Annotated in this window: 31 protein-coding genes; 19 read left to right on the forward strand and 12 right to left on the reverse strand. The window is 62.7% G+C overall.

Translation table 11 applies throughout. The annotated features are described in order from the left end of the window. Nucleotides 1-12: 12 nt before the first annotated feature. Together ACTJJ6_RS07195 and ACTJJ6_RS07200 are read right to left on the reverse strand one after the other, a co-directional pair. Nucleotides 13-558, reverse strand: a complete 546-nt coding sequence (locus tag ACTJJ6_RS07195) for an antibiotic biosynthesis monooxygenase (RefSeq protein ID WP_004939393.1) — start codon at nucleotides 556-558, stop codon at nucleotides 13-15. Between the two features lie 48 nt (nucleotides 559-606). Continuing rightward, the gene (locus tag ACTJJ6_RS07200) at nucleotides 607-1251 is read right to left on the reverse strand and encodes a hydrolase (protein WP_004939390.1); all 645 of its coding nucleotides are present in this window, start codon (nucleotides 1249-1251) and stop codon (nucleotides 607-609) included. 140 nt (nucleotides 1252-1391) lie between these two features. On the opposite strand from ACTJJ6_RS07200, the gene ACTJJ6_RS07205 reads away from it, so the two are divergent. The 9 genes from ACTJJ6_RS07205 to ACTJJ6_RS07245 all read left to right on the forward strand — a co-directional run bounded on the left by ACTJJ6_RS07205 (nucleotide 1392) and on the right by ACTJJ6_RS07245 (nucleotide 9138). Further along, a complete protein-coding gene (locus tag ACTJJ6_RS07205; protein WP_079449514.1) occupies nucleotides 1392-2303 on the forward strand; it encodes a LysR substrate-binding domain-containing protein in 912 nt (303 codons plus the stop codon). 43 nt (nucleotides 2304-2346) lie between these two features. Next, nucleotides 2347-2715, forward strand: a complete 369-nt coding sequence (locus tag ACTJJ6_RS07210; protein ID WP_016928561.1) for a cell envelope integrity TolA C-terminal domain-containing protein — start codon at nucleotides 2347-2349, stop codon at nucleotides 2713-2715. A 140-nt stretch (nucleotides 2716-2855) separates the two neighbouring features. Next, the gene (locus ACTJJ6_RS07215; RefSeq protein WP_016928560.1) at nucleotides 2856-3332 is read left to right on the forward strand and encodes an OsmC family protein; all 477 of its coding nucleotides are present in this window, start codon (nucleotides 2856-2858) and stop codon (nucleotides 3330-3332) included. Nucleotides 3333-3422: 90 nt separating this feature from the next. Continuing rightward, nucleotides 3423-4481: a fatty acid desaturase gene (locus ACTJJ6_RS07220; protein ID WP_016928559.1), complete on the forward strand. Its 1059-nt coding sequence runs from the start codon at nucleotides 3423-3425 to the stop codon at nucleotides 4479-4481. A gap of 13 nt (nucleotides 4482-4494) precedes the next feature. Further along, nucleotides 4495-5424, forward strand: a complete 930-nt coding sequence (gene osmF, locus ACTJJ6_RS07225; RefSeq protein WP_016928558.1) for a glycine betaine ABC transporter substrate-binding protein OsmF — start codon at nucleotides 4495-4497, stop codon at nucleotides 5422-5424. 61 nt (nucleotides 5425-5485) lie between these two features. Further along, complete coding sequence (locus ACTJJ6_RS07230; RefSeq protein WP_049299506.1) at nucleotides 5486-6646, forward strand: ABC transporter permease; 1161 nt, start codon at nucleotides 5486-5488, stop codon at nucleotides 6644-6646. After that, nucleotides 6643-7578 (forward strand): ABC transporter ATP-binding protein, encoded by a 936-nt coding sequence (locus ACTJJ6_RS07235; RefSeq protein WP_016928556.1) that lies wholly within the window; start codon nucleotides 6643-6645, stop codon nucleotides 7576-7578. Before ACTJJ6_RS07230 ends, ACTJJ6_RS07235 begins: the two co-directional genes overlap by 4 nt. Then, the gene (locus ACTJJ6_RS07240; RefSeq protein WP_016928555.1) at nucleotides 7575-8348 is read left to right on the forward strand and encodes an ABC transporter permease; all 774 of its coding nucleotides are present in this window, start codon (nucleotides 7575-7577) and stop codon (nucleotides 8346-8348) included. Before ACTJJ6_RS07235 ends, ACTJJ6_RS07240 begins: the two co-directional genes overlap by 4 nt. 28 nt (nucleotides 8349-8376) lie before the next feature. Then, the gene (locus ACTJJ6_RS07245) at nucleotides 8377-9138 is read left to right on the forward strand and encodes a phosphate/phosphite/phosphonate ABC transporter substrate-binding protein (RefSeq protein WP_079449511.1); all 762 of its coding nucleotides are present in this window, start codon (nucleotides 8377-8379) and stop codon (nucleotides 9136-9138) included. A 6-nt stretch (nucleotides 9139-9144) separates the two neighbouring features. Here the strand turns inward: ACTJJ6_RS07245 and ACTJJ6_RS07250 are convergent, their stop codons facing one another. Continuing rightward, on the reverse strand, nucleotides 9145-9864 hold the full coding sequence (locus ACTJJ6_RS07250) for an SDR family oxidoreductase (protein ID WP_016928553.1): 720 nt from the start codon (nucleotides 9862-9864) through the stop codon (nucleotides 9145-9147). A gap of 134 nt (nucleotides 9865-9998) precedes the next feature. On the opposite strand from ACTJJ6_RS07250, the gene ACTJJ6_RS07255 reads away from it, so the two are divergent. Further along, nucleotides 9999-10910 (forward strand): LysR family transcriptional regulator, encoded by a 912-nt coding sequence (locus tag ACTJJ6_RS07255; RefSeq protein WP_049299508.1) that lies wholly within the window; start codon nucleotides 9999-10001, stop codon nucleotides 10908-10910. Here ACTJJ6_RS07255 and ACTJJ6_RS07260 read toward each other — a convergent pair. The 4 genes from ACTJJ6_RS07260 to ACTJJ6_RS07275 all read right to left on the reverse strand — a co-directional run bounded on the left by ACTJJ6_RS07260 (nucleotide 10898) and on the right by ACTJJ6_RS07275 (nucleotide 13533). After that, nucleotides 10898-11074 (reverse strand): hypothetical protein, encoded by a 177-nt coding sequence (locus tag ACTJJ6_RS07260; protein ID WP_016928550.1) that lies wholly within the window; start codon nucleotides 11072-11074, stop codon nucleotides 10898-10900. The genes ACTJJ6_RS07255 and ACTJJ6_RS07260 overlap by 13 nt on opposite strands. A 103-nt stretch (nucleotides 11075-11177) precedes the next feature. After that, nucleotides 11178-12101, reverse strand: a complete 924-nt coding sequence (yedA, locus tag ACTJJ6_RS07265; protein ID WP_049299509.1) for a drug/metabolite exporter YedA — start codon at nucleotides 12099-12101, stop codon at nucleotides 11178-11180. A 108-nt stretch (nucleotides 12102-12209) separates the two neighbouring features. Then, entirely contained in the window at nucleotides 12210-12704 is a 495-nt protein-coding gene (locus tag ACTJJ6_RS07270; RefSeq protein ID WP_015377128.1) for a DUF2878 domain-containing protein, read from the reverse strand. Between the two features lie 175 nt (nucleotides 12705-12879). Beyond that, entirely contained in the window at nucleotides 12880-13533 is a 654-nt protein-coding gene (locus tag ACTJJ6_RS07275; RefSeq protein ID WP_440801602.1) for a helix-turn-helix transcriptional regulator, read from the reverse strand. A gap of 103 nt (nucleotides 13534-13636) precedes the next feature. Between ACTJJ6_RS07275 and ACTJJ6_RS07280 the strand changes: the two genes are divergently transcribed. The 4 genes from ACTJJ6_RS07280 (at nucleotide 13637) to ACTJJ6_RS07295 (ending at nucleotide 16764) form a co-directional block, all read left to right on the forward strand. After that, nucleotides 13637-15091: an MFS transporter gene (locus ACTJJ6_RS07280; RefSeq protein WP_197758140.1), complete on the forward strand. Its 1455-nt coding sequence runs from the start codon at nucleotides 13637-13639 to the stop codon at nucleotides 15089-15091. 133 nt (nucleotides 15092-15224) lie between these two features. Further along, complete coding sequence (locus ACTJJ6_RS07285) at nucleotides 15225-15794, forward strand: helix-turn-helix domain-containing protein (protein WP_151254858.1); 570 nt, start codon at nucleotides 15225-15227, stop codon at nucleotides 15792-15794. Between the two features lie 2 nt (nucleotides 15795-15796). Next, nucleotides 15797-16315, forward strand: coding sequence for a GNAT family N-acetyltransferase (locus ACTJJ6_RS07290; RefSeq protein ID WP_016928545.1), 519 nt, complete (start codon nucleotides 15797-15799; stop codon nucleotides 16313-16315). Between the two features lie 32 nt (nucleotides 16316-16347). After that, nucleotides 16348-16764 carry a GNAT family N-acetyltransferase gene (locus ACTJJ6_RS07295; protein WP_228009653.1) on the forward strand — a complete coding sequence of 139 codons (417 nt, stop codon included), beginning with the start codon at nucleotides 16348-16350 and terminating at the stop codon, nucleotides 16762-16764. A 384-nt stretch (nucleotides 16765-17148) separates the two neighbouring features. Here the strand turns inward: ACTJJ6_RS07295 and ACTJJ6_RS07300 are convergent, their stop codons facing one another. The 3 genes from ACTJJ6_RS07300 to ompC all read right to left on the reverse strand — a co-directional run bounded on the left by ACTJJ6_RS07300 (nucleotide 17149) and on the right by ompC (nucleotide 20125). Then, entirely contained in the window at nucleotides 17149-17979 is an 831-nt protein-coding gene (locus ACTJJ6_RS07300) for a 5'-nucleotidase, lipoprotein e(P4) family (protein WP_440801607.1), read from the reverse strand. Between the two features lie 17 nt (nucleotides 17980-17996). Continuing rightward, nucleotides 17997-18848: a GNAT family N-acetyltransferase gene (locus ACTJJ6_RS07305; protein WP_060444214.1), complete on the reverse strand. Its 852-nt coding sequence runs from the start codon at nucleotides 18846-18848 to the stop codon at nucleotides 17997-17999. A 179-nt stretch (nucleotides 18849-19027) separates the two neighbouring features. Further along, a complete protein-coding gene (gene ompC / locus ACTJJ6_RS07310) occupies nucleotides 19028-20125 on the reverse strand; it encodes a porin OmpC (protein WP_004939326.1) in 1098 nt (365 codons plus the stop codon). A gap of 241 nt (nucleotides 20126-20366) precedes the next feature. Here ompC and ACTJJ6_RS07315 point away from each other — a divergent pair, with 241 nt between their 5' ends. The 4 genes from ACTJJ6_RS07315 (at nucleotide 20367) to dinG (ending at nucleotide 24127) form a co-directional block, all read left to right on the forward strand. Beyond that, a complete protein-coding gene (locus tag ACTJJ6_RS07315; protein ID WP_033640943.1) occupies nucleotides 20367-21023 on the forward strand; it encodes a glutathione S-transferase family protein in 657 nt (218 codons plus the stop codon). 124 nt (nucleotides 21024-21147) lie between these two features. After that, nucleotides 21148-21480: a carboxymuconolactone decarboxylase family protein gene (locus ACTJJ6_RS07320; protein WP_033640942.1), complete on the forward strand. Its 333-nt coding sequence runs from the start codon at nucleotides 21148-21150 to the stop codon at nucleotides 21478-21480. Beyond that, nucleotides 21470-21862: a tautomerase family protein gene (locus ACTJJ6_RS07325; protein ID WP_016928540.1), complete on the forward strand. Its 393-nt coding sequence runs from the start codon at nucleotides 21470-21472 to the stop codon at nucleotides 21860-21862. Before ACTJJ6_RS07320 ends, ACTJJ6_RS07325 begins: the two co-directional genes overlap by 11 nt. A gap of 66 nt (nucleotides 21863-21928) precedes the next feature. Beyond that, nucleotides 21929-24127 carry an ATP-dependent DNA helicase DinG gene (gene dinG / locus ACTJJ6_RS07330; protein ID WP_015377137.1) on the forward strand — a complete coding sequence of 733 codons (2199 nt, stop codon included), beginning with the start codon at nucleotides 21929-21931 and terminating at the stop codon, nucleotides 24125-24127. On the opposite strand, the gene ACTJJ6_RS07335 is transcribed toward dinG, so the two are convergent. Continuing rightward, the gene (locus ACTJJ6_RS07335) at nucleotides 24128-24562 is read right to left on the reverse strand and encodes an Lrp/AsnC family transcriptional regulator (RefSeq protein ID WP_016928538.1); all 435 of its coding nucleotides are present in this window, start codon (nucleotides 24560-24562) and stop codon (nucleotides 24128-24130) included. A gap of 136 nt (nucleotides 24563-24698) precedes the next feature. On the opposite strand from ACTJJ6_RS07335, the gene ACTJJ6_RS07340 reads away from it, so the two are divergent. Next, nucleotides 24699-25607: a DMT family transporter gene (locus ACTJJ6_RS07340; protein ID WP_117287001.1), complete on the forward strand. Its 909-nt coding sequence runs from the start codon at nucleotides 24699-24701 to the stop codon at nucleotides 25605-25607. A 3-nt stretch (nucleotides 25608-25610) separates the two neighbouring features. Here the strand turns inward: ACTJJ6_RS07340 and ACTJJ6_RS07345 are convergent. Next, nucleotides 25611-25731, reverse strand: a 121-nt coding sequence (locus ACTJJ6_RS07345; protein ID WP_440827397.1) for a helix-turn-helix domain-containing protein, incomplete at its 5' end; no start/stop codon positions are given.

Genomic DNA, 25731 nt, shown 5'->3' on the forward strand with positions numbered 1-25731 from the left:
CCGGCGAACCGCCTAGCGGCGGGTCAGCCATTGATGAAAAACGCGAGTCACGATAGGCATCCACAGGTACACCACCAGGGCGACCACGGTGGCGTCATTGAGAAAATGGCCGAGCAGCGAGCCGTCCAGCTGCGGCAGCACCCGTCCCCAAAACCAGGGCACCAGATTGGTGGATGGAAAGATCACCAGCAGGGTGATGATGAATTGCTTCCACTGGGGCGGCTGGCGCACGCTGGGGTTGGGCGGGGTAAACCAGAACTCTGCGCCGGGGCGGATCTCGATATGGTCGTTCTCCAGCAACAGCGGAGTGACTTCTTCGATGTATTGCTTGCGCTGCGGCGAGTTGAGCCAGCGGTAGAGATTGTCGAGATTATCGAAGCGGACCAGCACCGTATAGGCCTGTTCGTCGCCGGAAGGGCGAATCACGTTGACGCCTAAATGGCCGGTGAAGCCCGCGGCGTCGGGCATGATGCGGTTCAGCCAGGCCTCATAGGCCTGTTCGTTCCCCGGCGCCAAACGGTGGGTGATCACCAGCGTGACATGCTGCGGATGGGCCATAAAACCGACTCCTGAAAATACCCCGGCGCGAGGCCGGGGCAAGGGGAATTATTTCACCGTGCGGGCCGGTGCGTGGTGCACCATGGTGTAAGCGTAGTCGACGCCCATGCCGTACGCGCCGCTGTGTTCGCGCACCAGCGCCATCACCGCGTCGTAGGTATCTTTGCGCGCCCAGTCGCGTTGGTACTCCAGCAGCACCTGCTGCCAGGTCACCGGTACGGCGCCGGCCTGCACCATGCGGTCGATCGAACGTTCGTGCGCATCGACGGAGGTGCCGCCGGAGGTGTCGGTCACCACATACACTTCATAGCCGGCTTCCAGCGCCATCAGCGCCGGGAAGGTCAGGCACACTTCGGTCCACAGCGCGGAGATCACCAGCTTTTTACGGCCGGTGGCTTCCACGGCTTTAACGAAGGCCGCGTCTTCCCAGGAGTTCATTGAGGTGCGTTCAATCGGGGTTATTTCAGGGTGTACCGCCAGCAGTTCCGGCCAGATATAGCCGCTGAAGCTTTCGGTTTCGACCGAGGTGAAAAGGGTGGGAACGTTGAAAATCTTGCCTGCCTTCGCCAAACCAACAACGTTGTTTTTCAGTTGCTGACGATCAATATTAGCCACGCCGAAGGCCATTTGCGGTTGATGGTCGATAAAAATCAGTGCGGAATTGTCTTTATCAAGCAGTTGAAACTTGGACATAATTTACCTTCCCAGTGATATTTCGGTTGAACATCTGATGAGTGTAACGCCGATAAAACCCATGGTAGGCAGAGGGCGATTTCAAAGATACCGCAGAATTTTTGCCGACTTGTTGAGTTTTTTTATACACGGGAGAAAGCATGAGATTAAACCTGGAAGCGCTGCTGATTTTGGACGCGCTGGACCGGCACGGATCTTTCGCCGCCGCGGCCGCCGCACTGTTTAAAACCCCTTCGGCACTGAGCTATATGGTGCAAAAGCTCGAGAACGATCTCGACATCACCCTGCTGGATCGCTCCGGCCATCGGGCGAAGTTCACCGATACCGGCAAGCTGATGCTGGAAAAAGGGCGGGTGCTGCTGCGCGCGGCGCAGGATCTGGAACAGCAGGCGCGCTATGTGGAGAACGGCTGGGAAAGCGAGATTACGCTTGGGATCGACGCCTCCTTCCCGTTTGCCCGCCTGTTGCCGCTGATCGACGAGTTTTATCGGCAGCATCACCATACCCGGCTGCGTTTCAGCCACGAGGTGCTGGCCGGTTCCTGGGAGTCGCTGGTTTACGGTTGCGCCGACATTATCATCGGCGCCATCTGCGAGCCGCCGTCACGGGTAGGCTATGCGTTCAGCAGGCTGGGGCAGCTGGATTACGTGTTCGCCGTCGCGCCGCAGCATCCGCTGGCGGCATTGCCGGAACCGTTGCCGAAGGACGAAATCCGTCAGCACCGGGCGGTGGTGGTGCGCGACACTTCGCGCGTCAACGCGCCGCAGAGCCTGAATCTGCTGGAAGAGCAGGATACGCTGACGGTCTTCGGTTTCGACGCCAAACTGCAGGCGCAGCTGGCCGGGCTGGGCTGCGGCTATCTGCCGCGCGCCTTGGCGGAACCTTACCTGAACAGCGGCGAACTGGTGGCGAAACGCGTCGAATCGGAACGGTGCAGCGATATCGCCTACTTCGGCTGGCGGGAAAGCGCCAGCGGCCTGGCGGCCAAGTGGTGGCGCGAGCGGCTGCAGCGTTACGCGGACGACGGCGAGGCTTACCCAGCGGCGCAGTGAGGGCCGCTCGATAAGGATAAATCCCCCAATAAGGACATAGGGAATGAAAAAGACACTAAGCCTGTTGGCGTTGTTGCTGCTGAGCGGCTGCGGCGCCGGGGCCGGCCATCAGACCGGCACCCCGTTGCCGCAGACCCCGGCACTGGCCGCAACGCAGCTCAGTTACCCGGAGCGGGTGCATAACGCGGTGAGCCGCGAGCTGCGCTCGCCGGAGCACGCGCGCGGCCAACGCTGCACCATCAGCATACGGCTGCGGCCGGACGGCAAGCTGGCGAGCAGCAAGATCGTGAGGGGCGATGCGCCCCTGTGCGCGGCGGCCAGCGCGGCGGTGCAGCACGCGCAGTTTCCGCCGATGGCCAACGCCACCGAGTACGCGCTGTTCAACGCCGTGGTGCTCGATTTCGTTCCCTAAAGGGATGTGACCGACGGGCCGCTTGCGCGGCCCGTTTTTTCTCGTCTCGCCGTTTGCGTATTCACGCTTTTCCGCCAATAGTGTTTTCCGGGCATGCATTAAGATGATTTTTCATTGGCCGGCCAACGGGAGAAAAAGGCATGAAAGGCGAGCATCATTATCAGGTGGCGGTCACCTGGCAAGGGAACCTGGGGGCAGGCACGGAAGATTACCGCGCCTATGGGCGCGATCACCTGATCGGCGCCGCGGGCAAGGCAGACATCGCCGGCTCAGCCGATCCGGCCTTCCGCGGTGACGCGACGCGCTGGAATCCGGAAGATTTGCTGGTGGCATCGCTCAGCGCCTGTCACAAATTATGGTATCTGCATCTGTGCGCCACCTCGGGGATTTCGGTGCTGGCCTATCAGGACGATGCCGTGGGGGTGATGCGCGAAGACGCCGCGCGCGGCGGCTTTTTTACCTCGGTGACGCTGCGGCCGCAGGTCACAGTGCGCGATGGCGACGATCTGCAGCTGGCGCAACAGCTTCACGAGAAGGCGCATCACCTGTGCTTTATCGCCAACTCGGTGAATTTCCCGGTGGCGTGTGAGCCGCATGCCGCGTACGCAACCCGCTGAATTTTCACTTAGCTTTGCCATTTTCGTTATTTGGAACGTCGTTACGGCTCACGGATACTGGGGGGAAACTCCCCAACCGCGAGCCGCAGCATGTCCCACGCCCACTATTTGCACCCCGAACAACGCGACCGCATCCGACGGCTTTATCAGCGTTGGCACTGGCGGCTGGAACTGCCCACCTGGGGGATTATGGCGGCAGTGTACGGCGGCTGGTTCGGCGTGGCGCATTATTGGCAGGCGCTGGGTCCGTGGCTTGGCGCACCGCTGCTGATCCTGCTGACCACCGGGTATATGTCGCTGCAACACGAGCTGATCCACGGCCATCCGACGCGCTGGCCGCGCGTCAATCAGCTGTTCGGCCTGTTGCCGCTGGCGGTGTGGTATCCCTACGGGCTGTATCGGGATTCGCATCTGCGCCATCACCGCAACGACCACCTGACCGATCCGCATGAAGATCCCGAAAGTTACTACTTCAGCGCCGCGCAGTGGCGGCGTTATCCCCGCCTGCTGCCGCTGTTGGCCGCGGTGCGCAATACGCTGATCGGCCGGGTGCTCCTCGGCCCGGCGCTGGACATCGTCACCACGCTGTTCGGCGCAGTGAAGACGCTTGCAGCGGGCGATCTGCGCGCCTGGGCGATGTGGCTGGCGCACCTGTCGCTGTTGGCGGTGCTGCTGTACTGGCTGCAGATGCAGGGCATCGGCGCGGCGTTTTACCTGTTGGCCATCAGCTACCCGGCGCTGGCGCTGACCAAGGTAAGATCGTTTTTTGAGCATCGCGCCGTGGACGCACCGCAGGCACGTTCTATTATTAATGAGGCGGGCTGGCCGTGGCGGCTGCTGTTTCTCAATCTGAACTACCATTTAGTGCATCACGATTTGCCCGGCCTGCCCTGGTATGGCCTGCGCGAAGTCTACCTGGCGGAACGCGAGGCGTATCAGCGCCGCAGCCAGGGATTCGTCGCGCAGGGTTATGGCGAGTGGCTGCGCGATTACGCGCTGACGCCGATCGACGTCGGCGTGCATCCGCTGAGCGCCGGCGAACGGCGGGAGGAACGCGGTGCCCGGCCGAAGAAAAAATTTATTGCGCGCTGGAAGCGCGTTTCTCAGGATTTTCCAACCGAACTGGCCCATGAGCCGGAAAACATATAACCAGAGGAAAAGTATGGCAATCACCTTATCACGTGGACGTTCCTTTGCCGTCGCGCTGGCTCTGCTGGCCGCCAGCGGTCTGGCGCAGGCGGCCGACTCGGTGCGCGTCGGCTCCAAGATCGATACCGAAGGTTCGCTGCTCGGCAACATCATCGTGCAGGTACTGGAAGCCAACGGCATTAAAACCACCAACAAGCTGCAGCTCGGCACCACCAAGGTGCTGCGCGGCGCCATCACCTCCGGCGAGATCGACATCTACCCGGAATACACCGGCAACGGCGCATTTTTCTTCTCCGATGAGAAAGATCCGGCGTGGAAGAACGCCCAGGCCGGCTTCGAGAAGGTGAAGCAGCTCGACTACGACAAAAACAAAATCGTCTGGTTGGACGCCGCGCCGGCCAACAACACCTGGACCATCGCCATTCGTCAGGACGTGGCGGACGCCAACCATCTCAAAACGCTGGCGGATCTCGGCAAGTGGATCAACGGCGGCGGCAAGTTCAAACTGGCGGCCTCGGCGGAATTTATCGAACGGCCGGATGCGCTGCCGGCGTTCCAGAACGCCTACGGCTTCAAACTGAATCAGGATCAGCTGCTGTCCCTGGCCGGCGGCGACACGGCGGTGACCATCAAGGCGGCGGCGGAGCAGACCTCCGGCGTCAATGCGGCGATGGCCTACGGCACCGATGGCCCGGTGGCGGCGCTGGGGCTGCAGACGCTGGCGGACCCGAAAGGCGTACAACCCATCTACGCGCCGGCGCCGATCGTGCGCGAAGCGGCGCTGAAGGCGCACGCCAATCTGCCTGAGCTGCTGAAGCCGGTATTCGCCTCGCTGGACGGGCCGACGCTGCAAAAACTCAACGCGCAGATCGCTGTGGAAGGCCAGGACGCCAAACAGGTGGCGGCCGCTTACCTGAAAGAGAAAGGGTTTGTTAAGGGATAATGCCGAGGTACCCCCTTTGCCGTCGGGAGAGGGGGTAAACCGAGGGAGCCGGAGCGTTTCTTTGACTATCGCCGTAAAACATCGCGTCTTGTTGACGCTGTTCATGCTGTTGCTGCTGGCCGCCTTCGGCCTGCCGTTCCTCAGTTATGCCCCCAATCGTCTGCTGTCGGGTAAAAGCCTGTCCTTATTCTCCCTGTTGCACGGCCCGGCGCTGTGGCTGCTGTTGCCGCTGGCGGCGTTGGCGATCCTCAGCCTGTTGCCGCCGACGCGGGGACGGGCGCTGCTGACGGCGCTGGCCGCCTGCGGGGTGCTGACGCTGGCGTTCTGGATCAGCGGGCAGGCCGCCGGGCGTCTGGCGCAGGAGGGATCGCGCCTGGCGCGCACCTCCTGGGGCAGCGGCTGCTGGCTGACGATGGCGCTGAGCCTGCTGATCGCCGCCGACGCCATGACGCGCCTCACCGCGTCGCATCTGCGGCGGATGCTGGGCAACGCGCTGGTGCTGGTGCCGCCAGCGCTGCTGCTGTTCGGCCATCAGCTCGATCAGCTGTCGCTGCTGAAGGAGTACCATAATCGGCAGGAGGTGTTTGACGCCGCGTTGTTCCAGCATCTGACCATTCTGCTGGCGACGATGGCCCCAGCGCTGGCGATCGGCGTGCCGCTCGGGGTGCTGTGCTTTCGTTCCGAACGCTGGCAGCGGCCGATTTTCTCCGCGCTGAACATTATCCAGACTGTGCCGTCCATCGCGCTGTTCGGCCTGCTGATCGCGCCGTTGGCGGGGCTGGCGACGGCGGTGCCCTGGCTGGCGGAGCACGGCGTCAGCGGTATCGGCATGGCGCCGGCGATCGTGGCGCTGGTGCTGTACGCGCTGTTGCCGCTGGTGCGCAGCGTGGTGGCGGGGCTGCAAAGCGTGCCGGCCGGCGTGATTGAGTCCGCCACCGGCATGGGGTTGACGCGCGGGCAGATCTTCCTGCGCGTGCAGCTGCCGTTGGCGCTGCCGCTATTCCTGACCGGCGTGCGCATTCTGGCGGTGCAGACCGTCGGCATGGCGGTGGTGGCGGCGCTGATCGGCGCCGGCGGTTTTGGCGCCATCGTTTTTCAGGGGTTGCTCAGCAGCGCGTTGGATCTGGTTCTGCTGGGGGTGATCCCGGTGGTCATGATGGCGGTCATCGTCGATTCGCTGTTTAAATTTTGGGTTTCAATCCTGGACGTATCGCGCCGATGATTCACTTTGAGCAAGTCAGTAAAATTTTTCAGGGCAAGCCGGCGGTCGACGATCTCACGCTGCACATCGCCGAGGGTGAATTCACCGTGTTGATCGGCACCTCGGGTTCCGGCAAGTCCACGACGTTAAAAATGATCAATCGCCTGATCGAACACGATCGGGGCAAGATCCTCTTTGCCGGCGAAGAGATCCAGTCGTTCAAACCGCAGGATCTGCGGCGGCGCATGGGCTATGCGATCCAATCGATCGGTCTGTTCCCGCACTGGACGGTGGAGGAGAACATCGCCACCGTGCCGCAGCTGCTGAAATGGCCGCGCGCGCGCATTCGCGATCGGGTTACCGAACTGTTGGAGCTGCTGCATCTGGAGCCGGATCTGTTTCGCCGCCGCTATCCGCACCAGCTGTCCGGCGGGCAGCAGCAGCGGGTGGGGGTGGCGCGCGCGCTGGCTGCCGATCCCGAGGTGTTGCTGATGGACGAACCGTTCGGCGCGCTGGATCCGGTCACCCGAGCGGCGCTGCAGGCGGAGATCGCGCGCATCCATCAGCTCTCCGGCCGCACCATTGTGCTGGTGACGCACGACATCGACGAGGCGTTGGGCTTGGCGGATCGCCTGGTGTTGCTCGATCAGGGGCGGGTGGTGCAACAGGGCACGCCGCTGACGCTGTTGACTGCACCGGCCAACGACTTCGTGCGCGATTTCTTCGGGCGCAGCGATCGCGGCATCAAGCTGCTGTCGCTGGGTACGGTGGCGGAGCGGGTGCGGCCCGGCGTCGCCGGGGGCGAGCCGATCGCTGCCGCCATGAGTCTGCGCGAGGCGCTGTCGGTGTTTGTGGCGCGCGGCAGCGACTGCCTGCCGGTGGTGGATGAACGGGGCGAAGCGTTGGGGGTGTTGCATTTCAACGATCTGATCGCCGGGCAGGCGCTGTCATGAGCGGGCGCATCGGGCGCCTGCTGCGCGATCCGTTGCCCTGGACGCTGGCGCTGCTGTTGGCGCTGGTGTTCGGCATGGATCATCTGCGCGGCTTGTTCGCCGCCTGGTTCCCCGATCTGGAGCGGCCCATTTATCAGCAGGACAGCTTTATCGCACTGGTGGGGGCGCACCTGTCGCTGGTGGCGATCTCCAGCCTGATCGCGGTGGCGATCGGCGTGGCGGCGGGCGTGGCTGTGACCCGACGCAGCGGCCGGGAATTTCGTTCGCTGGTGGAAACGGTGGTGGCGGTGGGGCAGACCTTCCCGCCGGTGGCGGTGTTGGCGGTGGCGGTGCCGGTGATGGGCTTCAGCGAACAGCCGGCGATCATCGCGCTGGTGCTGTACGGCCTGCTGCCGATCCTGCAGGGCACGCTGGCGGGCATCGAATCGGTGCCGCCCGCCACGCGCGAGATCGCCCGCGGCGTGGGGATGAGCGCCTGGCAAATACTGTGGCGGGTTGAACTGCCGCTGGCGGCGCCGGTGATTGTCGCCGGGATCCGCACCTCGGTGATCATCAACATCGGCACGGCGGCCATCGCTTCCACCGTCGGCACCAAGACGCTCGGCTCGCCGATCATCATCGGCCTGAGCGGGTTTAACACCGCCTATGTGATCCAGGGCGCGGCGGTCGTGGCGCTGTTGGCTATTATCACCGATATGCTGTTCGAACGTTGGGTGCGTTATCTCACCGCCTGGCGTCAGCAGACGCTGGCGGCCACTTCGGCGGGGTAAGGGGGAAATGATGCAGGTGTCTCTACCGATGTACGGCGTTGGCCGGGAGCAGGCCGAATCCTTCTGGCAGGTGTTGCGCGACAAGCTGCTGCGGCTGGGGTTGCCGGCGGCGCCGGAACGGCTCAGCTGGCCGGACGATCTGGCGCAGCACTGGCGGCGCGAGGATCTTCTGCTCAGCCAAACCTGCGGTTATCCGTTGGTCAGCACCTTGCCGCAGGTGCAGCTAATCGGCACCTACCACTACCGGGTGGAAGGGTGCGACGGGCCGAATTACCGCAGCTGGTTGGTGGTGCGCGCGGACGATCCCGGCGAGCGGCTGGCGGATTTTCGCGGCCGAACGGCGGCGTATAACAGCACAGATTCCCAGTCCGGCTACAACGGCCTGCGCGCGCTGATCGCGCCGCTGGCGCTGGACGGGAAATTCTTCGGGGCGGCTATCGCCTCCGGCGCGCATTATCAGTCGCTGAAGCTGATCCGCAGCGGGCAGGCGGATATCGCCGCCATCGATTCGATCAGCATGGAACTGCTGCGCCGCGCGCAGCCGCAGGCGCTGGAGGGGCTGAAAATCATCGGCCGCACGGCGGCGGTGCCGGGCCTGCCGTTGATCACCGCAGCCGGCACGCCGCCGGAACAGGTGGAAATCCTGCGCGCCGGCGCTCGCGCGATGCTGGATGAGGCGGTCAGCGACCGCCTGCTGATCGGCGATTTCAGCCTGGTGCCGCGTTCGGCCTACCAGATTATCACCGTGCTGGAACAGCAGGCCGCCGCGCAGGGCGTGACGGCGCTCTAGCCGCCGTTACAGCAGGCCGCCGCCGTCGATGTCGATCACGCTGCCGGTGACGAAGCCGTTCTCCATCGCCAGCAGATAACCCGCCGCGACGTCGGCCGCCTGGCCGACCCTGCCGACCGGCAGGCTGACGCTTACGCGCTCGAACAGCGCCTGACGCTGTGCGGCGCTCATGCCGTCGTAGGCTTCGGTGGCGGTGATGCCGGGGCTGACCACGTTCACCCGCCGCGGCGCCAGCTCCTTCGCCAGCTGTTTGCCGACCGCTTCCAGCGCGGCATTGATGGCGGTTTTGACCAACTGACCGTTGAGGTATTTACGCGACAGCTGGCCGGAGGTCAGGGTGATCGAGCCCTGCGGCGCCAGCGTCGGCAGCGCCGCCTGCACCGCGCGCAAACTGCCCCAGAATTTGACGTTGAAGTCGGCCTGCGCCTGTTCAAGGGCAGTCTCCGCCAGCGGCTTCGCGTCCACCAACGGCCCGGCGGTGATCACCAAATGATCGAAAGCGCCGACGGCGGCGAACAGCGCATGCAGCGACGCGTCATCGGTCAGATCGGCCTGCATCAGGCGCAGCGCGTCGTTCTTCTCCCCGGCGTGAGGGAGACGACGCGAAGCCAGCACCACTTCAGCGCCGCGCGCCGCCGCCGCGTAGGCCACCGCGGCGCCAATGCCGCTGGTGCCGCCCAGGATCACCAGCTTTTGTTGTTTCAGGGGGGAGTCGGGAATCGTCATGTTAAGGCCTCTTTTTAGGTAAGTTTCAACGGGATCTATCTTTCCTGATTGAAAATGAGGAAAAAAGCCCGCCTAATAGCAAACACTTGTAAATTAATATTAATAATTGATTGGGCTAAAAAGAGAGGGAGCAGATGACCTCATTTGTCGATCTCGAGGTGTTTGTCCGCACGGTGGACGGCGGCAGTTTTTCCGCCGCGGCGCGCGCGCTGGACATGACGCCGGCGGCGGCCAGCATCGCGGTGAAAAGGCTGGAGCAGCAGCTGGGCGCGCGGCTGTTGGTGCGTTCCACCCGCAGCCTGAGGTTAACGGAGGAGGGGGCTCGCTATCTCGACAGCGCGCGCCTGGCGCTGGGCGCGTTAGCCGAAGGAGAGCAGGCGATCCGCGAGAAGCATCAGGGGCTGTCCGGGGTGCTGCAGATTTCCGCGCCGTCGGATTTTGGCCGTAATTTGCTGCTCGGCTGGCTGGATGAGTTCCGCTTGCAGCATCCGCATATTCAGCTGCAGCTTCTGATCAACGATCGGCAGGCCGACCTGTTCCGCGAACCGGTGGACGTGGCGTTGCGCTTCGGGCCGCTGGCCGACTCTTCGCTGGTGGCGCTGCCGATCTTGCCGCAGCATCGGCGGTTGATCTGCGCCAGCCCGGATTATCTGCGGCGGCACGGCGCGCCGCAAACGCCGGCCGATCTGCTTCGGCACAGCATTCTGGTGTATCAGCCCAGCGGCAAACGGCAGGTGGAATGGCGACTGTGGCGCGGTGAGGAGCTGGTCGAGCTGCCGCTGAACGGCAGCTATTTTACCGATGACGGCGAGGTAGCGCGGCGCTGGGCGCTGGCCGGGCACGGCGTGGTGCGCAAGTCGGCGATCGACGTGGCGGCGGATATTCGCGCCGGGCGGTTGGTGCAGCTGTTGCCGGAATGGCGCAGCGACGCGGTGCCGATCAATCTGGTCTGCCCGCATCGTTCGCAGGTGTCGGAGCGCGTCAGGCAGCTGCAGCGTTTTTTACAGCAGCGCTGCCAGCGCTGGATGGACGATCACTTGGCCTGAAGGGTTTCGGTTTGCGCCGGCGTAGCGGCGGCATCCCCGGCAGGCGCGCTTTCTTCGTGCGGGGTGGTGGAACGGGTGTAGATGTTCAGCCCGGCGAGGAATACGCCGCCCAGAGAACCGAAGGCGCACAGGGCGATGACGATGACGAACGCTTTTTTCAGCATAGGAATAATTTCGCAGGTTGCTTGGAACAGCGGGAATTATAGCCCCTTCGCCGGGTGAAACAAGAATCGTTTTTAACGGCGGCCCGCAGACCGCCCTTTGTGATCATCGCCGTTCGCAGTCGATGGCCTGCACGTTGACCGGACGGGCGAACAGGTATTTTCCCAGCGTCACCAGCACCACCGCCGCCACGATGATCACCAGCGCCAGCCACTCGCGCGGCGCCAGCGATTCGCCGGCAAAACCGATGCCGAGCAGCACCGCCACCACCGGGTTGACGTAGGCGTAGCTGGTGGCGACCGCCGGGCGCACGTTCTTCAACAAGAACATATAGGCGCTGATCGCCAGCATCGAACCAAAGACGATCAGATAGCCCAGCGCCAGAAAGCCGCCGGTGCTCGGCATCTGAGTGAGGCGCTCGCCGCTCAGCTGGCTGGCTGCCAATAACACCACGCCGGCGACCAGCATCTCCGCCGCGCCGGCCATCGGCCCGGCCGGCAGCGAGATGCGCGATCCCAAGACCGACCCAAAGGCCCAGCTGGCCGACGCCAACAAAATCAGCAGCGCGCCGGTCGGGTTGCCCACCAGGTTGTTGCCGGTGTTGAGCAGCACGATGCCCACCAATCCGAGCGCGATGCCGGCCCATTCCAGTTTGGTGTTGCGCATGCCCCACAGCAGGCTGAAGCAGAGGGTGAACAGCGGCACCGTCGCCACCATCACCGCGGCGATGCCGGACGGCACATGTTGGTGTTCCGCCACCGTCACCAGGCCGTTGCCCACCGCCAGCAGCAGAATGCCGATGGCGCCGGCGGCCAGCCACTGCTTCAGCGTCGGCAGCGCGTGGCCGCGCCAGGCCAGGAAACTGAACAGCACGATACCGGCGATCAGAAAACGAATGCCGGCCATCATCAGCGGCGGCCACTGCGCGACGCCGAGGCGAATGACGAAATAGGTGGAACCCCAAACGATATATAACGTGAACAACGCCCCGATCAACGGCAGGACGCTACGGCTTTGTTGGCTAAGCATAGGATTGTATTTTGCGGGAGTGATTATTATTAGAACGCTCAGTAAACCCGATCGGGCAACCGATAAGCAATGGCCTTCGGCATTATTTTTCCGGCGGCTGAAAGCCGTTCAATGGCCTTGCTGTTTCCACTGCAGCCAGCTGACGGCCGGCAGGTAGATCGACCAGCCGACGGCCAGCAGCAGCAGCATGAACTCGGGCGGCACGCCGGGCAACAAGGCGTCCAGCTTCCAGGACACGGCGTAGGCGAAGGGGCCGACGGCGGCGCCCAACACCGCCAGCGGCCAAGGGGCCGCTCTGACGACGTCCAGCAACCAATACCACCAGCAGCCGAAGCCGATCCACAGCGCGATGGTCCAGAGCGGCAGGCCGTGTTGCCCGCTGTAGTGCAGCACGCCGCTGTAGCTCCACAGCCCATCCATGCCGATACCGCCCAGGGCGGCCAGGGCCGCACCTTTGCGGCGGGCGGCAGGGGTAAAGATCAGCGCCAGCGCCGCGCCGGCCAGCAGTATGCCGTTGAGCCGATCGCGAGTCAGCAGCGCCAGCAGCCAGCAAACGCCCAGTCCCAGCGTCGCCAGCCAGAATCCGGCATGCGGCTTCTTCATCGTTCAACTCCCGTGGGGTTACTCTGCCGCTGCGCTAAGCGCCGACGGATTTGCCAGAGCGGGCGCGAGGCCCGCTGTTTGCCTGAATGTTCGTTAGTTCAACCTTAGAAGGGAAGGTGCGGGGTGCACAAGCAGAATAATCTGTACCGGTTGAAAACGTGGGCAAAAACCGGTGTTACAGGCGTGAAATCCGGTAGGCGCAGCGGCGCGAGCCGGCCAAAATGTGTTCGGCGCGCTCCACCTGCGCCTGCAGCACTTCGGTGAAGATGCTTAATTCCGCCCGGCAGAAACCCTGGCAGACGGTGGCGGCGGCGCAGATCGGGCAGTGGTTTTCCACCAGCAGATAGGAACCGTCCTCCTCCTGGCGCCATTCGGCCATATACCCTTCGCGGCAGCGGATCTCGGTCAGGCGCGCCACGCGTTCGCGCAGTTCGGTGGCGCCGATCATCGCCTGCTTGTAGTTGATGCGGTTTTCCTGCTCGCGGCTCTCGATCAGCACGTCGATCGCCTGTTCGCCCAGCTTGTCGCGCACGGTGCGCAGCAGCTGCACCGTCAGATCCGCATGGGTATCGGGAAAGCGCGCGTTGCCGGCCGAGGTCAAATGCCACAGCTGCACCGGGCGGCCCACGCCGCGCGTTTCCGCCACCGCTTCGACCAACCCCTCTTTCGCCAGCTTGACGAACTGCTGGCGGGCCGCCTCACCGGTGGTGCCGAGCACCTTTCCTGCGTCAGAAGCTAGCTGCGGGCCGCGGGTTTTCAATAACGTCAGCAAGCGGTCACTGACCGATTGTGCGGTGCTGCCGCCATTTTCCAAGTTTATTCTTGACATATTTCTCCGCCTCGCCCTAACTTATTCCAAGATAACTCTTGTTAAATTTAACGCAATCTTATGACCAACTCAATGCCATTCCTCTGAAAACAGGACGACAACCGTGATAACCCATGACGATAGCCGCTGGAGTGACCTTTTCTCCGGCAAAAATGCGGCCAGTGCGATCGCGCTCTCGCTTGGCGTGGCGCTGCATGCCATCAATATTCTGGTCGCCACCACCATTCTGCCCTCGGTGGTGCAGGATATCGGCGGGCTGGATCTCTATGCCTGGAACACCACGCTGTTCGTGGTGGCGTCGATCCTCGGCTCCGCGCTGTCGGCCCGGTTGCTCAGCGGCTATGGCGCACGCAGCGCCTATCTGGTGGCTTCGCTGTTCTTTATCGCCGGGGCGGCGCTGTGCGCGCTGGCGCCGAGCATGCCGGTGATGCTGATCGGCCGCACGGTGCAGGGCTTCGGCGGCGGGCTGATCTTTGCGCTCTCCTACGCGATGATCAACCTGGTGTTCGAGCAGCGATTGTGGCCGCGCGCCATGGCGCTTATCTCGGCGATGTGGGGCATCGCCACCCTGGTGGGGCCGGCGGTGGGCGGCATTTTCGCCGAGCTGCACGCCTGGCGTTGGGCCTTCGGCATTCTGCTGCCGATCATGGCGCTGTACGCTGCGTTTACCTTCCTGATCCTGCCCAAGGGCAAGGCGCAGCAGGCGGCCACGCCGTTGCCGACTGCGCAACTGCTGTTGCTGACCGTGGCGGTGCTGGTGGTGTCCGCCGGCAGCCTGGCGCACAGCGCCTGGATCAACCTGGCGGGCATCGCGCTTTCGCTGGTGCTAATGGCCTGGCTGATGAAGCGTGAAGCGCACGCGCGCGCCCGCCTGTTGCCGCATGGCGCATTGCGGCGCGGCTCATCGCTGGCGGCGTTGTACATCACGACCGCGTTGCTGGTGATCGGCATGACCAGCGAAATCTTCGTGCCCTATTTCCTGCAGCTGCTGCACGGCCAGTCGCCGCTGATCTCCGGCTATATCGCCGCCGCCATGGCCGCCGGCTGGACGCTGTCCGAGATCCTCAGCTCCGGCTGGCGTGGGGCGGGCATTCGTCGGGCGATCGTCAGCGGGCCGCTGTTTGTGCTGGTAGGCCTGCTGGCGCTGGCGATCCTGATGCCGACGCCGTCCGGCGGCCACTGGCAGGCGCTGGCGCCGATCGTCATTGCGCTATTGCTGGTGGGATTCGGCATCGGCTTCGGTTGGCCGCACCTGCTGACGCGCATTTTGCAGGTGGCGCCTGAAGCGGACAAAGATATCGCCGGCGCTTCAATTACCACGGTGCAGCTGTTCGCCACCGCATTCGGCGCGGCGCTGGCCGGGATGATCGCCAATCTGGCGGGGCTGAACGATCCGGGCGGCGCGACGGGCGCGGCATCGGCGGCGCGTTGGCTGTTCCTGGCGTTCGCGCTGGCGCCGCTGCTGGCGGTATTCAGCGCCTGGCGCTGCGCGGCGATCGCGCCGCCGGGGGCCGAAACGGGCAATTTTGTACAAACCCCGCCCTCGCGCGAGAGCTAGAACGCTTCTCCTCACCTGGTGATGTTCGCGGTGATCCAGGCGTTATTCCTGCGCGACATTTTAAAATCCGCTTGCTATATCTCTAATTTGAGATTATTTCTCTTATATGGGATTTTTAAGCGGAGTATGAACGATGGATAACGGTTTGGAGACGGCCGACCTGAGGTTGGCGCAGCGGCTGGCGGATTTGCGCCAGCAACGGGCGTGGTCGCTGGAGGAGTTGGCGCAGCGCACCGGCCTTAGCCGGGCGACGCTCTCGCGGGTGGAGCGCGCCGAGACCAGCCCGACGGCATCGTTGCTGAACCGGCTGTGCGCCGCCTACGGGTTAACCATGTCGCGCCTGTTGAGCGAAATCGAAGACGAGCCGCCGGAGCTGCTGCGGCCGCCGCAACAGCCGGTGTGGGTCGATCGCGCCAGCGGTTTTCACCGTCGCTCCGTTTCCCCGCCTGCCGCGCTGTATAAGGCCGAGTTTATCGAAGCCCGGCTTGATGCCGGCGCGCAGATCGATTACGACCTGCCGTCGATTCCGGCGCTGGAACATCACCTTTGGTTGCTGTCCGGGCAGTTGGAATTGACCCTGGAAGGGCGCGTTTTCCGGCTGTCGGCCGGCGACTGCCTGCGTTACCGCCTGTTCGGCGCCTCCCGTTTCCATGTCCCCGGCGAGGAGCCGGCCCATTACACCCTCGTTATCTGCAGGCCATAGCCATGATTGAATTGCAACAGTGGGACGCCGGCGCGGCGCAAAGCGCCATTGTCGACTTGGCCGAGATGCTGCACGCCAGCGTGGCGCACGGCGCCAGCATCGGTTTTGTCATGCCCTTTACGCTGACGCAGGCGCAGGCGTTTTGGCAGGGGTTGCTGCCGGCCATCGCGCGGGGAGAGCGTGCGATGCTGGTGGCGCTCGCGAACGGCCGGCCGGTCGGCACCGTGCAGCTGTTACTGGCGATGCCGGACAACGGCCGCCACCGCGCGGAAGTGGTCAAGCTGATGGTGCACCCGCAGGCGCGGCGGCAGGGCGTCGCCCGGCTGTTGATGCAGGAAGTGCAGGCGCTGGCGGCGCGTCATCGCCGCAGCCTGTTGGTGCTGGATACCCTGAGCGGCAGCGCGGCGCAGGGGCTGTACCGTCAATTGGGGTTCGAGGCGGCGGGCGACATCCCGCAATACGCCCGCGCCAGCGACGGCGGGGCGTTGGAGGCCACCTGCTATATGTACAAACTGCTGTGACTCTTCGGATACTATTAAGTGAAGTCGATAGCTTGGACGCACTGACACTGATGGCGGAGTTGTCGGTGCAGCTGGCTGAGATCACAGGCGATAGCGGTACGTCCTCGTTTGATCCTGCTTCTATAGAAGCGGATGGAGGTTGTTTTATGTTGGTACGCAATGCTGCCGATGTGGCCGTAGCTTGTGGGGCGCTGCGTCGATTAACTTCTGGTGTTGCGGAGTTAAAACGAATGTATGTACGTGAGCCTGGCAATGGTATTGGTCGTAAATTATTGCAGGCTCTGGAACAACAGGCTCGATGGTTGGGGTATCGTCAACTGTGGCTGGAAACCCGAAGCGTGAACTTGCGTGCCATCAAGTTTTATCTGGCTCAGGGGTATCGGATACGCGAAAACTATGGCCGTTATCGAGGTAACCCACAGGCGGTCTGTTTCGAGAAAGTTCTGTAATGATGTTGCAAGTTCCTATAGCCATTTGACATTGAAGATCCGTGCCTTGCCTGCTTAGGTTACGTTCAGATTACATCAAAGAGCGGATGCTGCTGCGCTGTTCGGGTGATTAAAATCGAGAGAATTAACGGATTGGCTACTCTGACATTGCTGAAAGTATGTGAAAGTGCTCGTTTCACCGAGAAGCGTTATTGGATTAACTCACAGGGCGGTGCCGATACCGATTTCTCACATTTCTGGTGCCCGCAACCCAGAATTTGAGCATCCGCATTTCTTCATCTTCATGCCGCCGAACTAACGTTCCCATTGGTTCGGCGGCATGCTCCGCTAATCCCTTTTTGACAAAATATTAGGTTATATGGGGCATTTCTCCCTATTCCTGAGTCAGCGCCCGCGCCAGGCCTTGATCGCCTGTTGGCGCACCTGCAGCTTCTGTTGCGGCGTCAGCTTGTTGTAGTCGCGAGCCAGGCCGCTCTCCCAATCGCCGTACAGCGGGTTGGGCAGCACGATGAATTCGGTGCCGAATTTGCTCTGGTTCTCGCTGACAAACGCCCGGCGCTGCGCATTGTCCTGGTGGTAAGTCGCGGCGCCGAAGTCGTTCAGGTTGTCGCCTGCGTATACCACGATGTCATAGCCGGCTTGTTTGATGGCGTCGAAGCGCGCCTGCTTATTGGAGGTATCGGTGCTGAGCAGCACGGTTTTTTCCGACATGCCGGTGAATCCGAGCTTCTGCATGTTGGCCACCGTGGCGGCGTATTCGCTCTGCTTGCGGTTCGAGACGTAGAACATCGTCCCCTGGTGGGCGTTAACGTAGCGGGCAAACGACACTGCGCCCGGCACCGCGCCGGCCTGTTCGGCCTGCGTCCATTGGGCCCAGGTGGCGCCGTCGTACGGCTGGCCGTGCTGCGCCTGCCAGCCGGAGTAGGCGCTGTTGTCCAATAGAGTTTCATCCAGATCGACCACCACCGCCTTTTTGCGGCCCGGCGCGGTCTTGGCCTGATCGAAGGCGCGTTGCGCGCTGTTGAATGCCTGATGCGCCAGCGCCTGGTATTCGCCGGACTGTTGGAACCAGTTCACCGCCAGCACCGACTGATCCGCCAGCCGCTGCTGGTCCTGGGCGTCGGTGTGCGGCTGTTGCGCACAACCGGCCAACGTCAGCAGCGCGACGCCAACCGCCGCGCCGAGGGTGAGTTTCCTTGTCTGTTTTCCTGCCATCGTTATCTCTCTCGGTTTTATTTTTGTGGGCTGTCCAGCAGCATATCCATCTCGAACTGACGCAGGGGATCCTGCCGCCAGCCAAGATGCGTAAAGAAGGGGGCGGCCACCTCGGGCACAAAAACGTTGGCGGTCAGCGGCAAAGGGGCGAACTGCGCTTGCAGGGCGGCCAGCAAGGCGCGGGCATGCCCCTGGCCGCGGTGCTGCGGCGGCACGTAGATCAGGCGCAGCCAGCAGTGCTCGGTGCCGGGCATCACCACAGCGTAGGCCTGACGATTGAGCGTATAGGCTCGCGGTGTGCCCGGCAGCTTGAACAGCGATTCGGGGGCAATCAGCCAGGGCAGGTCGGTGGCGCCTTCCGCCGTCAGGCGGTGGCTGACGGTCAGCGGATCGACCGCCTGCAGCGCCGCCGTGCCTGGCGGCACTTCCGCCGGCGCCTGATGGCCGGTCAGGGTGCGCACGATGCGCAGCCCGGCGCGGTGATACAGCGCCAGCGCGGCGTCGTTGCCTTCGATCACTTCCAGCGACAGCCGATGGTCGCCGCGTTGGCGGGCATCCGCCACCAGCCGCTGCATCAGCGCCTTGCCCAGCCCCTGGCCGCGCATCTCCGGGCGCACGGAAAAAGCCGCAACCCGGCTGTGACGGCCACGGCGGGCGATCAGCGCCACCGCCACCGGTTCATGGCGGTGGGTGACGATCAGGCTGTCGTTCAGGCTGAGATCTTCGGCGCCGAAGCGGGCGGCGAAGGTCGATCCGTCGAGCACGAAACGCACGATGTAGTTTTCAAAACAGTGGTTGAGGATGTTGGCCAGTTCGTCGCTGCTGTAGCGCAAGGCGTTGTGGTAGTCGAAGCGTCCGTCGTTATGCATGGCTGATTCCGCTCGGGGGAAAGCTATACATGTAGACCCGTTTGTTTTGCAAGGCAAGCGGGGGGATTCGCTGGCGGGGAAAATAAAAACAAAAAAGCCGGACGCAGCCGCCCGGCGAAATAAAACTCTGGGTATCAAGTGACGCTAAAGTTTGCAGTGGTGGTTATTCATTCATCACATCAGAACTGGTAGGTCAGGGCGACAACAACGACGTCGTCGTTTTTCAGACCCAGTTTGTTGTCGTCATCAAGCTGGTTGATTTTATATTCGACATAAGTGGACATGTTTTTGTTGAAGTAATAGGTCGCCGCTACGTCGAAATATTTCACCAGATCGACGTCGCCGATGCCTTCAATATCTTTGCCTTTCTGCTGAACGTAACCCAGCGATGGGCGCAGACCGAAGTCGAACTGATATTGCGCGACCAATTCAATCCCTTCCGCTTTATTGGCGAAGCCGCTAACGGAGGTCGAGTTATTATTGATGGTGGCGGTGCCGGAAATAGGCGCGATATTGCGGCTCTGCGAATAAGTCGCGGCCAGGTAGACATTGTTGTTGTCGTATTTCAGACCGCCGGCCCAGATATCGGCCTTGTCGCCTTTACCGAAGGTGCCCGCCTTTTGCGTGGCGGTGCGGTTGGAAGAGGCATAGGCGGCGCCCACGCTCAGACCGTCGATGATTTCATAGCTGGAGGAGAGACCCCAGCCGTCGCCGTTCGCCTTGCTGGCGGAGCGGCCGTCGTTTTCGTTCTTGCCCTGGTACTGCACGGCAAATTTCAGGCCGTCAACCAGACCGAAGAAGTTGTTATTACGGTAGGTGGCGACGCCATTGGTACGGCCGTTCATAAAGTTGTCGGTCTTGATATAAGCATCATCGCCGAATTCAGGGATCATATCCGTCCAGGCGCCAACGTCGTAAATGATGCCGTAGTTGCGACCGTAGTCGAAGGAGCCGAGATCCTTATATTTCAGACCGGCGAAGCCCAGACGCGTTTTGGTGTCTTTGGTGCCGTCGGATTCAGAATGGTTGGCGGCGATCTGATATTCCCACTGGCCATAGCCGGTCAGCATATCGTTAATCTGAGTCGCGCCTTTAAAGCCGATACGGACGTAGGTTTTATCACCATCGTTGCCGGCATCATCAGAGAAATAATGCAGGGCTTTCACACGACCGTAAAAATCGAGCTTGTTGCCGTCTTTATTGTAGATTTCTGCTGCCTGTGCCGCTTGCGCAAGTAAAAGTGCCGGAATAATAACGGCCAGAAGATTACGTTTCATGGGTTACCCTGCTTTATTCGATTGAAAGACGCTTATCATCAGTTGCATTGCTGTTTTACTGTGCCGCCTGATTGTTGGCGGCGGAGAATTTTTACCGTAGTAATGTGATCTATTTATGACAAAAAATTCATTTTCATGTCGAACGATTAAAAAAGTCGCGCAAAGGGTGAATTTTTTCTTCAGCCGATGGTCGGCGGCTGGTCTACAGTTACCGATACCTTGTTCCGCTGCGGGAGGAATCATGCACGATACTTATACTTTGTTCGGTACGCAGGGCTGCGGCTCGACCATCGTGGCCGCCGCGTTGGCGTTGACCGCTTTCCCCTGGGGCTATGAGGAGGTGGATTACACGCAGGACGGCCCGGAGCGCGATCGCCTGCTGGCGCTGAACCCGCTGGGCCAGGTGCCCACCTTAGTGCTGCCCAATGACGAAGTGATGACGGAGAGCGCGGCGATTATCCTGCTGCTGCACGATCGCGCACCGCATGCCGAACTGGCGCCGCCCGGCGGTTCGCCGCTGTTGCCGCGTTTTCTGCGCTGGCTGCTGTTCATCAACGCGGAGATTTACCCCACCTTCACCTATGCCGACCATCCGCAGCGCTGGCAGCCGCAGGCGGCAGGGGCGGAACAGCTGAAAAACGCGGTAATGGATTATCGCGAGCGTTTATTGCGGCAGTTGAACGCCGCCGCAGGAGCGTCTGGCCCGTGGTTTCTCGGCAAGAGCTTCAGCGCGCTGGATCTGTACCTGGCGGTAATGTGCAACTGGCGGCCGGGCCGCGCGTGGTTCCGGCAACACTGCCCGCGACTGTACGCCATTGCCGAACGGGTGGAACAGCGGCCGGAGCTGAATGCGCTGCTGAGCGCCCATTTCGACGGCGTTGCCCCGCTGGAACCGTGACATCGCCCCGCCGCCCGGCGGGGAACCCTCCCGTTTTTCTGAACTGAGACTGCCGAAAATCCCGATTTTCACTCGCCTCGCTGGCGGGTAGCGTAAGGCTATCCGCAACTGACAGGAGAGTGTGATGCCATCAAAATCCCAGGCCGGGCAACAGGCGTTCGGCGATATCGCCCCCAAGCTGGCGCAGCTCAGCGACAGCGTCTTGTTTGACGATGTCTGGCAGCGGCCGGCGCTGAGCCCGCGCGAACGCAGCCTGATCACCGTCGCCGCGCTGGTGGCGCTTAACCGCGTGGAACAACTGCCGTTTCACCTGCAACTGGCTCAGCGCAACGGCGTGGCGCATCAGCAGCTGGCTGAGCTCATCACCCACCTGGCGTTCTATGCCGGCTGGCCCGCGGCGGCGTCGGCCGTGGCGCGCCTGCGCGAGCTGGAACCGGAGGCGCCCCATGCCGTTTAGCCGCATCGCCCTGCATCAGGGCAAGTCCGCCGACTATCTGCAAACCTTGTCCGACAGCCTGCATCAGGCGCTGGTGGAGGCCTTCGAGGTGCCGCCGACGGACAGGTTTCAGGTGATCGATCAATACCGCCCCGGCGAGCTTATCTACGATCGCGACTATCTCGGCGGGCCGCGCAGCGCGGATTTCGTGCTGTTTTACATCACCGCCGGGCGGCCGCGCGACAGCGACACCAAGCGGCGTTTCTACCGACGGCTGGCGGCGCTGCTGGCGGAAAAGCTGCGGCTGAACCCCGAGGATGTGATGGTGGTGATCGCCACCACCCAGTTGGACGAGTGGTCGTTCGGCGGCGGGCGCGCCTCAATGATCGATCCGCAGGCGTAACTCGGGCTGACGTCGCCGGCGGTCTGTGGGACAATAGCGCCATCATTTCGTTTAGATAAGAGTTGAATGGCGCTCTCCTCCGCAGTTAAAGATCAGATTGGCCAGTGGTACAAAGCCCTGCAGCAGCAAATACCGGATTTTATTTCCCGCGCGCCCCAGCGCCAGATGATCGCCGAAGTGGCGAAGACGCTGGCCGGCGACTACCCGCGCCATCTGGCGATCGAGGCGCCGACCGGCGTCGGCAAAACGCTGTCTTACCTGATCCCGGGCATCGCCGTCGGGCGGGCGGAGAGCAAGCCGCTGGTGGTGAGCACCGCCAACGTGGCGCTGCAGGACCAGATCTACAGCAAAGATTTGCCGCTGCTGAAGAAGATTATCCCCGATCTGAAATTTACCGGCGCCTTTGGCCGCGGGCGTTACGTCTGCCCGCGCAACCTGGCGGCGATGAGCACCGACGTTAGCCAACAGGGCGATCTGACGCTGTTCCTCGACGACGAACTGGCGCCGTCCAGCGGCGAAGAGCAGGCGCTGTGCCAGAAACTGACCAAGGCGTTGGCCCGCTTCGAGTGGGACGGACTGCGCGACCACTATCAGCAGAGCATCGACGATCCGCTGTGGGCCAAGCTGAGCACCGACAAGGCCAACTGCCTGGGGCGCAACTGCCATTACATCCGTGAATGCCCGTTTTATATCGCCCGCAAAGAGATCGAGAGCGCCGACGTAGTGGTGGCCAACCACGCGCTGGTGATGGCGGCGCTGGAGACGGAATCGGTGCTGCCGAACCCGAAAGAATTGCTGCTGGTGCTGGACGAAGGCCACCATTTGCCGGAGGTGGCGCGCGATGCGCTGGAGATCGACGGGGAAATCACCGCGCTGTCGACCAACCTGCAGCTGGACATGATCGTGCGCCAGGTCGAGCAGTGCATGACGCAGTACCGGCCGAAGAATCCGCCGGGGCTGGCCAACAGCGAACGGCTGAAGAACCATTGCGAGGAGCTGCGTGAGCTGGTGCAGATCTTCGAGCATCAGGTCAGCGCCTATCTGCCCGGCGACAGCGTGGCGGCCGAGCACCGTTTTGAAATGGGCGAGCTGCCGGCGGAGATGGTGGAGAGCTGCGCGCGGCTGTTTAAACTGACCGATGCATTGCGCGGGCTGGCGGAGTTCGTGCTTAACGATCTTACCGAGCAGACCGGCAAGCACGACATCATGCGCCTGCACCGCGCCATCTTGCAGATGAGCCGCACGCTGGGCTATCTGGAGGCGATGAGCAAGCTGTGGCGGCTGGCGGCGCTCGACAAGTCGTCCAACGCGCCGATCTCCAAATGGGTCACGCGCGAACTGCGCGATAACGTCACCCATCTGTATTTGCACTGCGTCGGCATCCGCGTCAGCGATCAGCTGGAGAAGCTGCTGTGGCGCAAGGTGCCGCATGTGGTGGTCACCTCGGCCACGCTGCGTTCACTGAACAGCTTCGCGCGTTTGCAGGAGATGAGCGGGCTGAGCGAGAAGGCCGGCGACCGCTTCGAAACGCTCTCTTCGCCGTTCAATCACGTCGAACAGGGCAAGATTGTCATTCCGCAGATGCGCTATGAACCGGCGCTCGCCAACGAGGCGGAGCACCTCGAGGAAATGGCGCGGTTTTTCCGCGCCGAGCAGGCGAGCGGCAAGCACAAAGGCATGCTGATCCTGTTCAGCAGCCACCGGGCGATGCAGACTTTCCTCAGCTACGTGACCGATCTGCGGCTGATGCTGCTGGTGCAGGGCGACCAGCCGCGCTACCGGCTGGTGGAAGAGCACCGCAAGCGGGTGGAGAAGGGCGTCGCCAGCGTGCTGGTGGGGCTGCAATCGTTCGCCGAAGGGCTGGATCTGAAAGGCGAACTGCTGACCCAGGTGCATATTCACAAAATCGCGTTTCCGCCGATCGACAGCCCGGTGATCATCACCGAAGGCGAGTGGCTGAAATCGCTGAAGCGCTATCCGTTCGAAGTGCAGAGCCTGCCGAGCGCCTCGTTCAACCTGATCCAGCAGGTCGGCCGTCTGATCCGCAGCAACCAATGCTACGGCGAGATCGTGATCTACGATCGCCGGTTGCTGACCAAAAATTACGGTTCGCGGCTGTTGGCGTCGCTGCCGGTGTTCCCGATCGAGCAGCGCGCGGTGCCGGAGGCCGACAAGGCGCATCTGGCGGCGCTGAAATCCGCCGCCGATGCGGCCAAAAAAGAGAAGAAGCGCGGCAACCCGTTCGCCCGCAAGCGGCGGCGTTAATCAGAGCAGCGGCGGCAGGCGGCGCTTGACCGGCGTGGTTTTCACGATCGAGGTGTTGCTCTGCGCATGCTCGGCCAGCCGATCGAGAGTGTGGTCGAGCTGCGCCATCGAGTGCGCCACCAGCCGCACGATAAAGCAGTCTTCGCCGGTCACCTTATCGCATTCGACCACTTCCGGGATCGCCTGAATCAGCTGCTCGACCTTCTTCAGCATGCCCGGCAGCGGCTTGATGCGCACCAGCGACTCGAAGGCGTAGCCCACCGCCTGCAGATTGACGTTCAGGGTATAGCCCTGGATCACGCCGCTTTCTTCCAGCCGCCGCAGTCTTTCCGACGTGCTTGGCGACGACAGCCCCACCTGCGCGCTCAGCGTCTTCAACGACGCGCGCGCATCTTCCGCCAGAATGGTCAGGATTTGGCGATCGATATCATCCATAACGCCTCCGTTAGGTGTTTTATTTACTATAGCTGCGAGAAAAAGGCAGTTAAGCATATTTGCCTTTTTTATGCTATGGAAAGCCGCCCTGCGAAGCCGCAAGCTATGTCTCTGGGCAAGCTTCGAGGAACGCAGAATGAATGCAGAGATAAAACGCGGATCGCTGGAGATGGCGGCGGCGATGTTGATTTCCGGCTCTATCGGCTGGTTTGTGTTGATGTCCGGCCAGCCGGTTATCAACGTGGTGTTTTGGCGCTGCGCGGTAGGCGCGCTGGTGCTGCTGGCGGTGTGCGGCGTATTGGGGCAGCTGCGACGCGATGCGCTGACGCGCGCCACGCTGCTGCTGGCGATCGCCGGCGGCGTCGCGCTGGTGATCAACTGGCTGCTGCTGTTCGCCGCCTATTCCTATGCGTCTATCTCTATCGCCACCGCGGTGTACAACACCCAGCCGTTTATGCTGGTGGGGCTGGGGGCGCTGTTTCTGGGGGAACGGCTGACCGCCCGCAAGCTGCTGTGGCTGGGGCTGGCGTTCGGCGGCATGATGCTGGTGGTGCTGGCGCAGCCGCGGCTGGCGGGGGAGCAGAGCCATTATCTGGCCGGCATCGCGCTGGCGCTCGGCGCGGCGTTTTTCTACGCCCTGATGGCGCTGGCGGCCAAGCGGCTGAAGGGCACGCCGCCGCATCTTATTGCGCTGATCCAGGTGACGGTGGGGGCGGTGATGCTGCTGCCGCTGGTGGATTTTCATGCGTCGGCCAGCGTTGGCCAGTGGGGGATGCTGGCGACGCTCGGCGTGTTGCATACTGGCCTGATGTACGTGCTGATGTACGGCGCGTTGCAGAGGCTGCCGACCCACCTGATCGGCTCGCTGTCATTCATCTATCCGATCGCCGCCATGCTGGTGGATCGCCTGGCGTTTGGCCACCGGCTGTCTGCGTGGCAGCTGCTGGGCGCGGCGATCATCCTGCTGGCGGCGGCGGGCATGAACCTGCTGGGCGATCGGCGAGCGCGGCTGCTGCCGGCCTCGGACGGCCGGCGCGCCGGCTGATGCTCAGTTCGGTTTTTTCAGCCGACGCCATAAAGTGGTGCGGCTGATCCCGAGCAACCGGGCGGCGGCTGCGTGGTCGCCCCCGCACCGCGCCAGGGCTTCGTGGGCGGAGACGGGCGCAGCC

The organism is Serratia sp. 22278 (assembly GCF_052045405.1).
In the GTDB taxonomy this organism is placed as follows: domain Bacteria; phylum Pseudomonadota; class Gammaproteobacteria; order Enterobacterales; family Enterobacteriaceae; genus Serratia; species Serratia marcescens.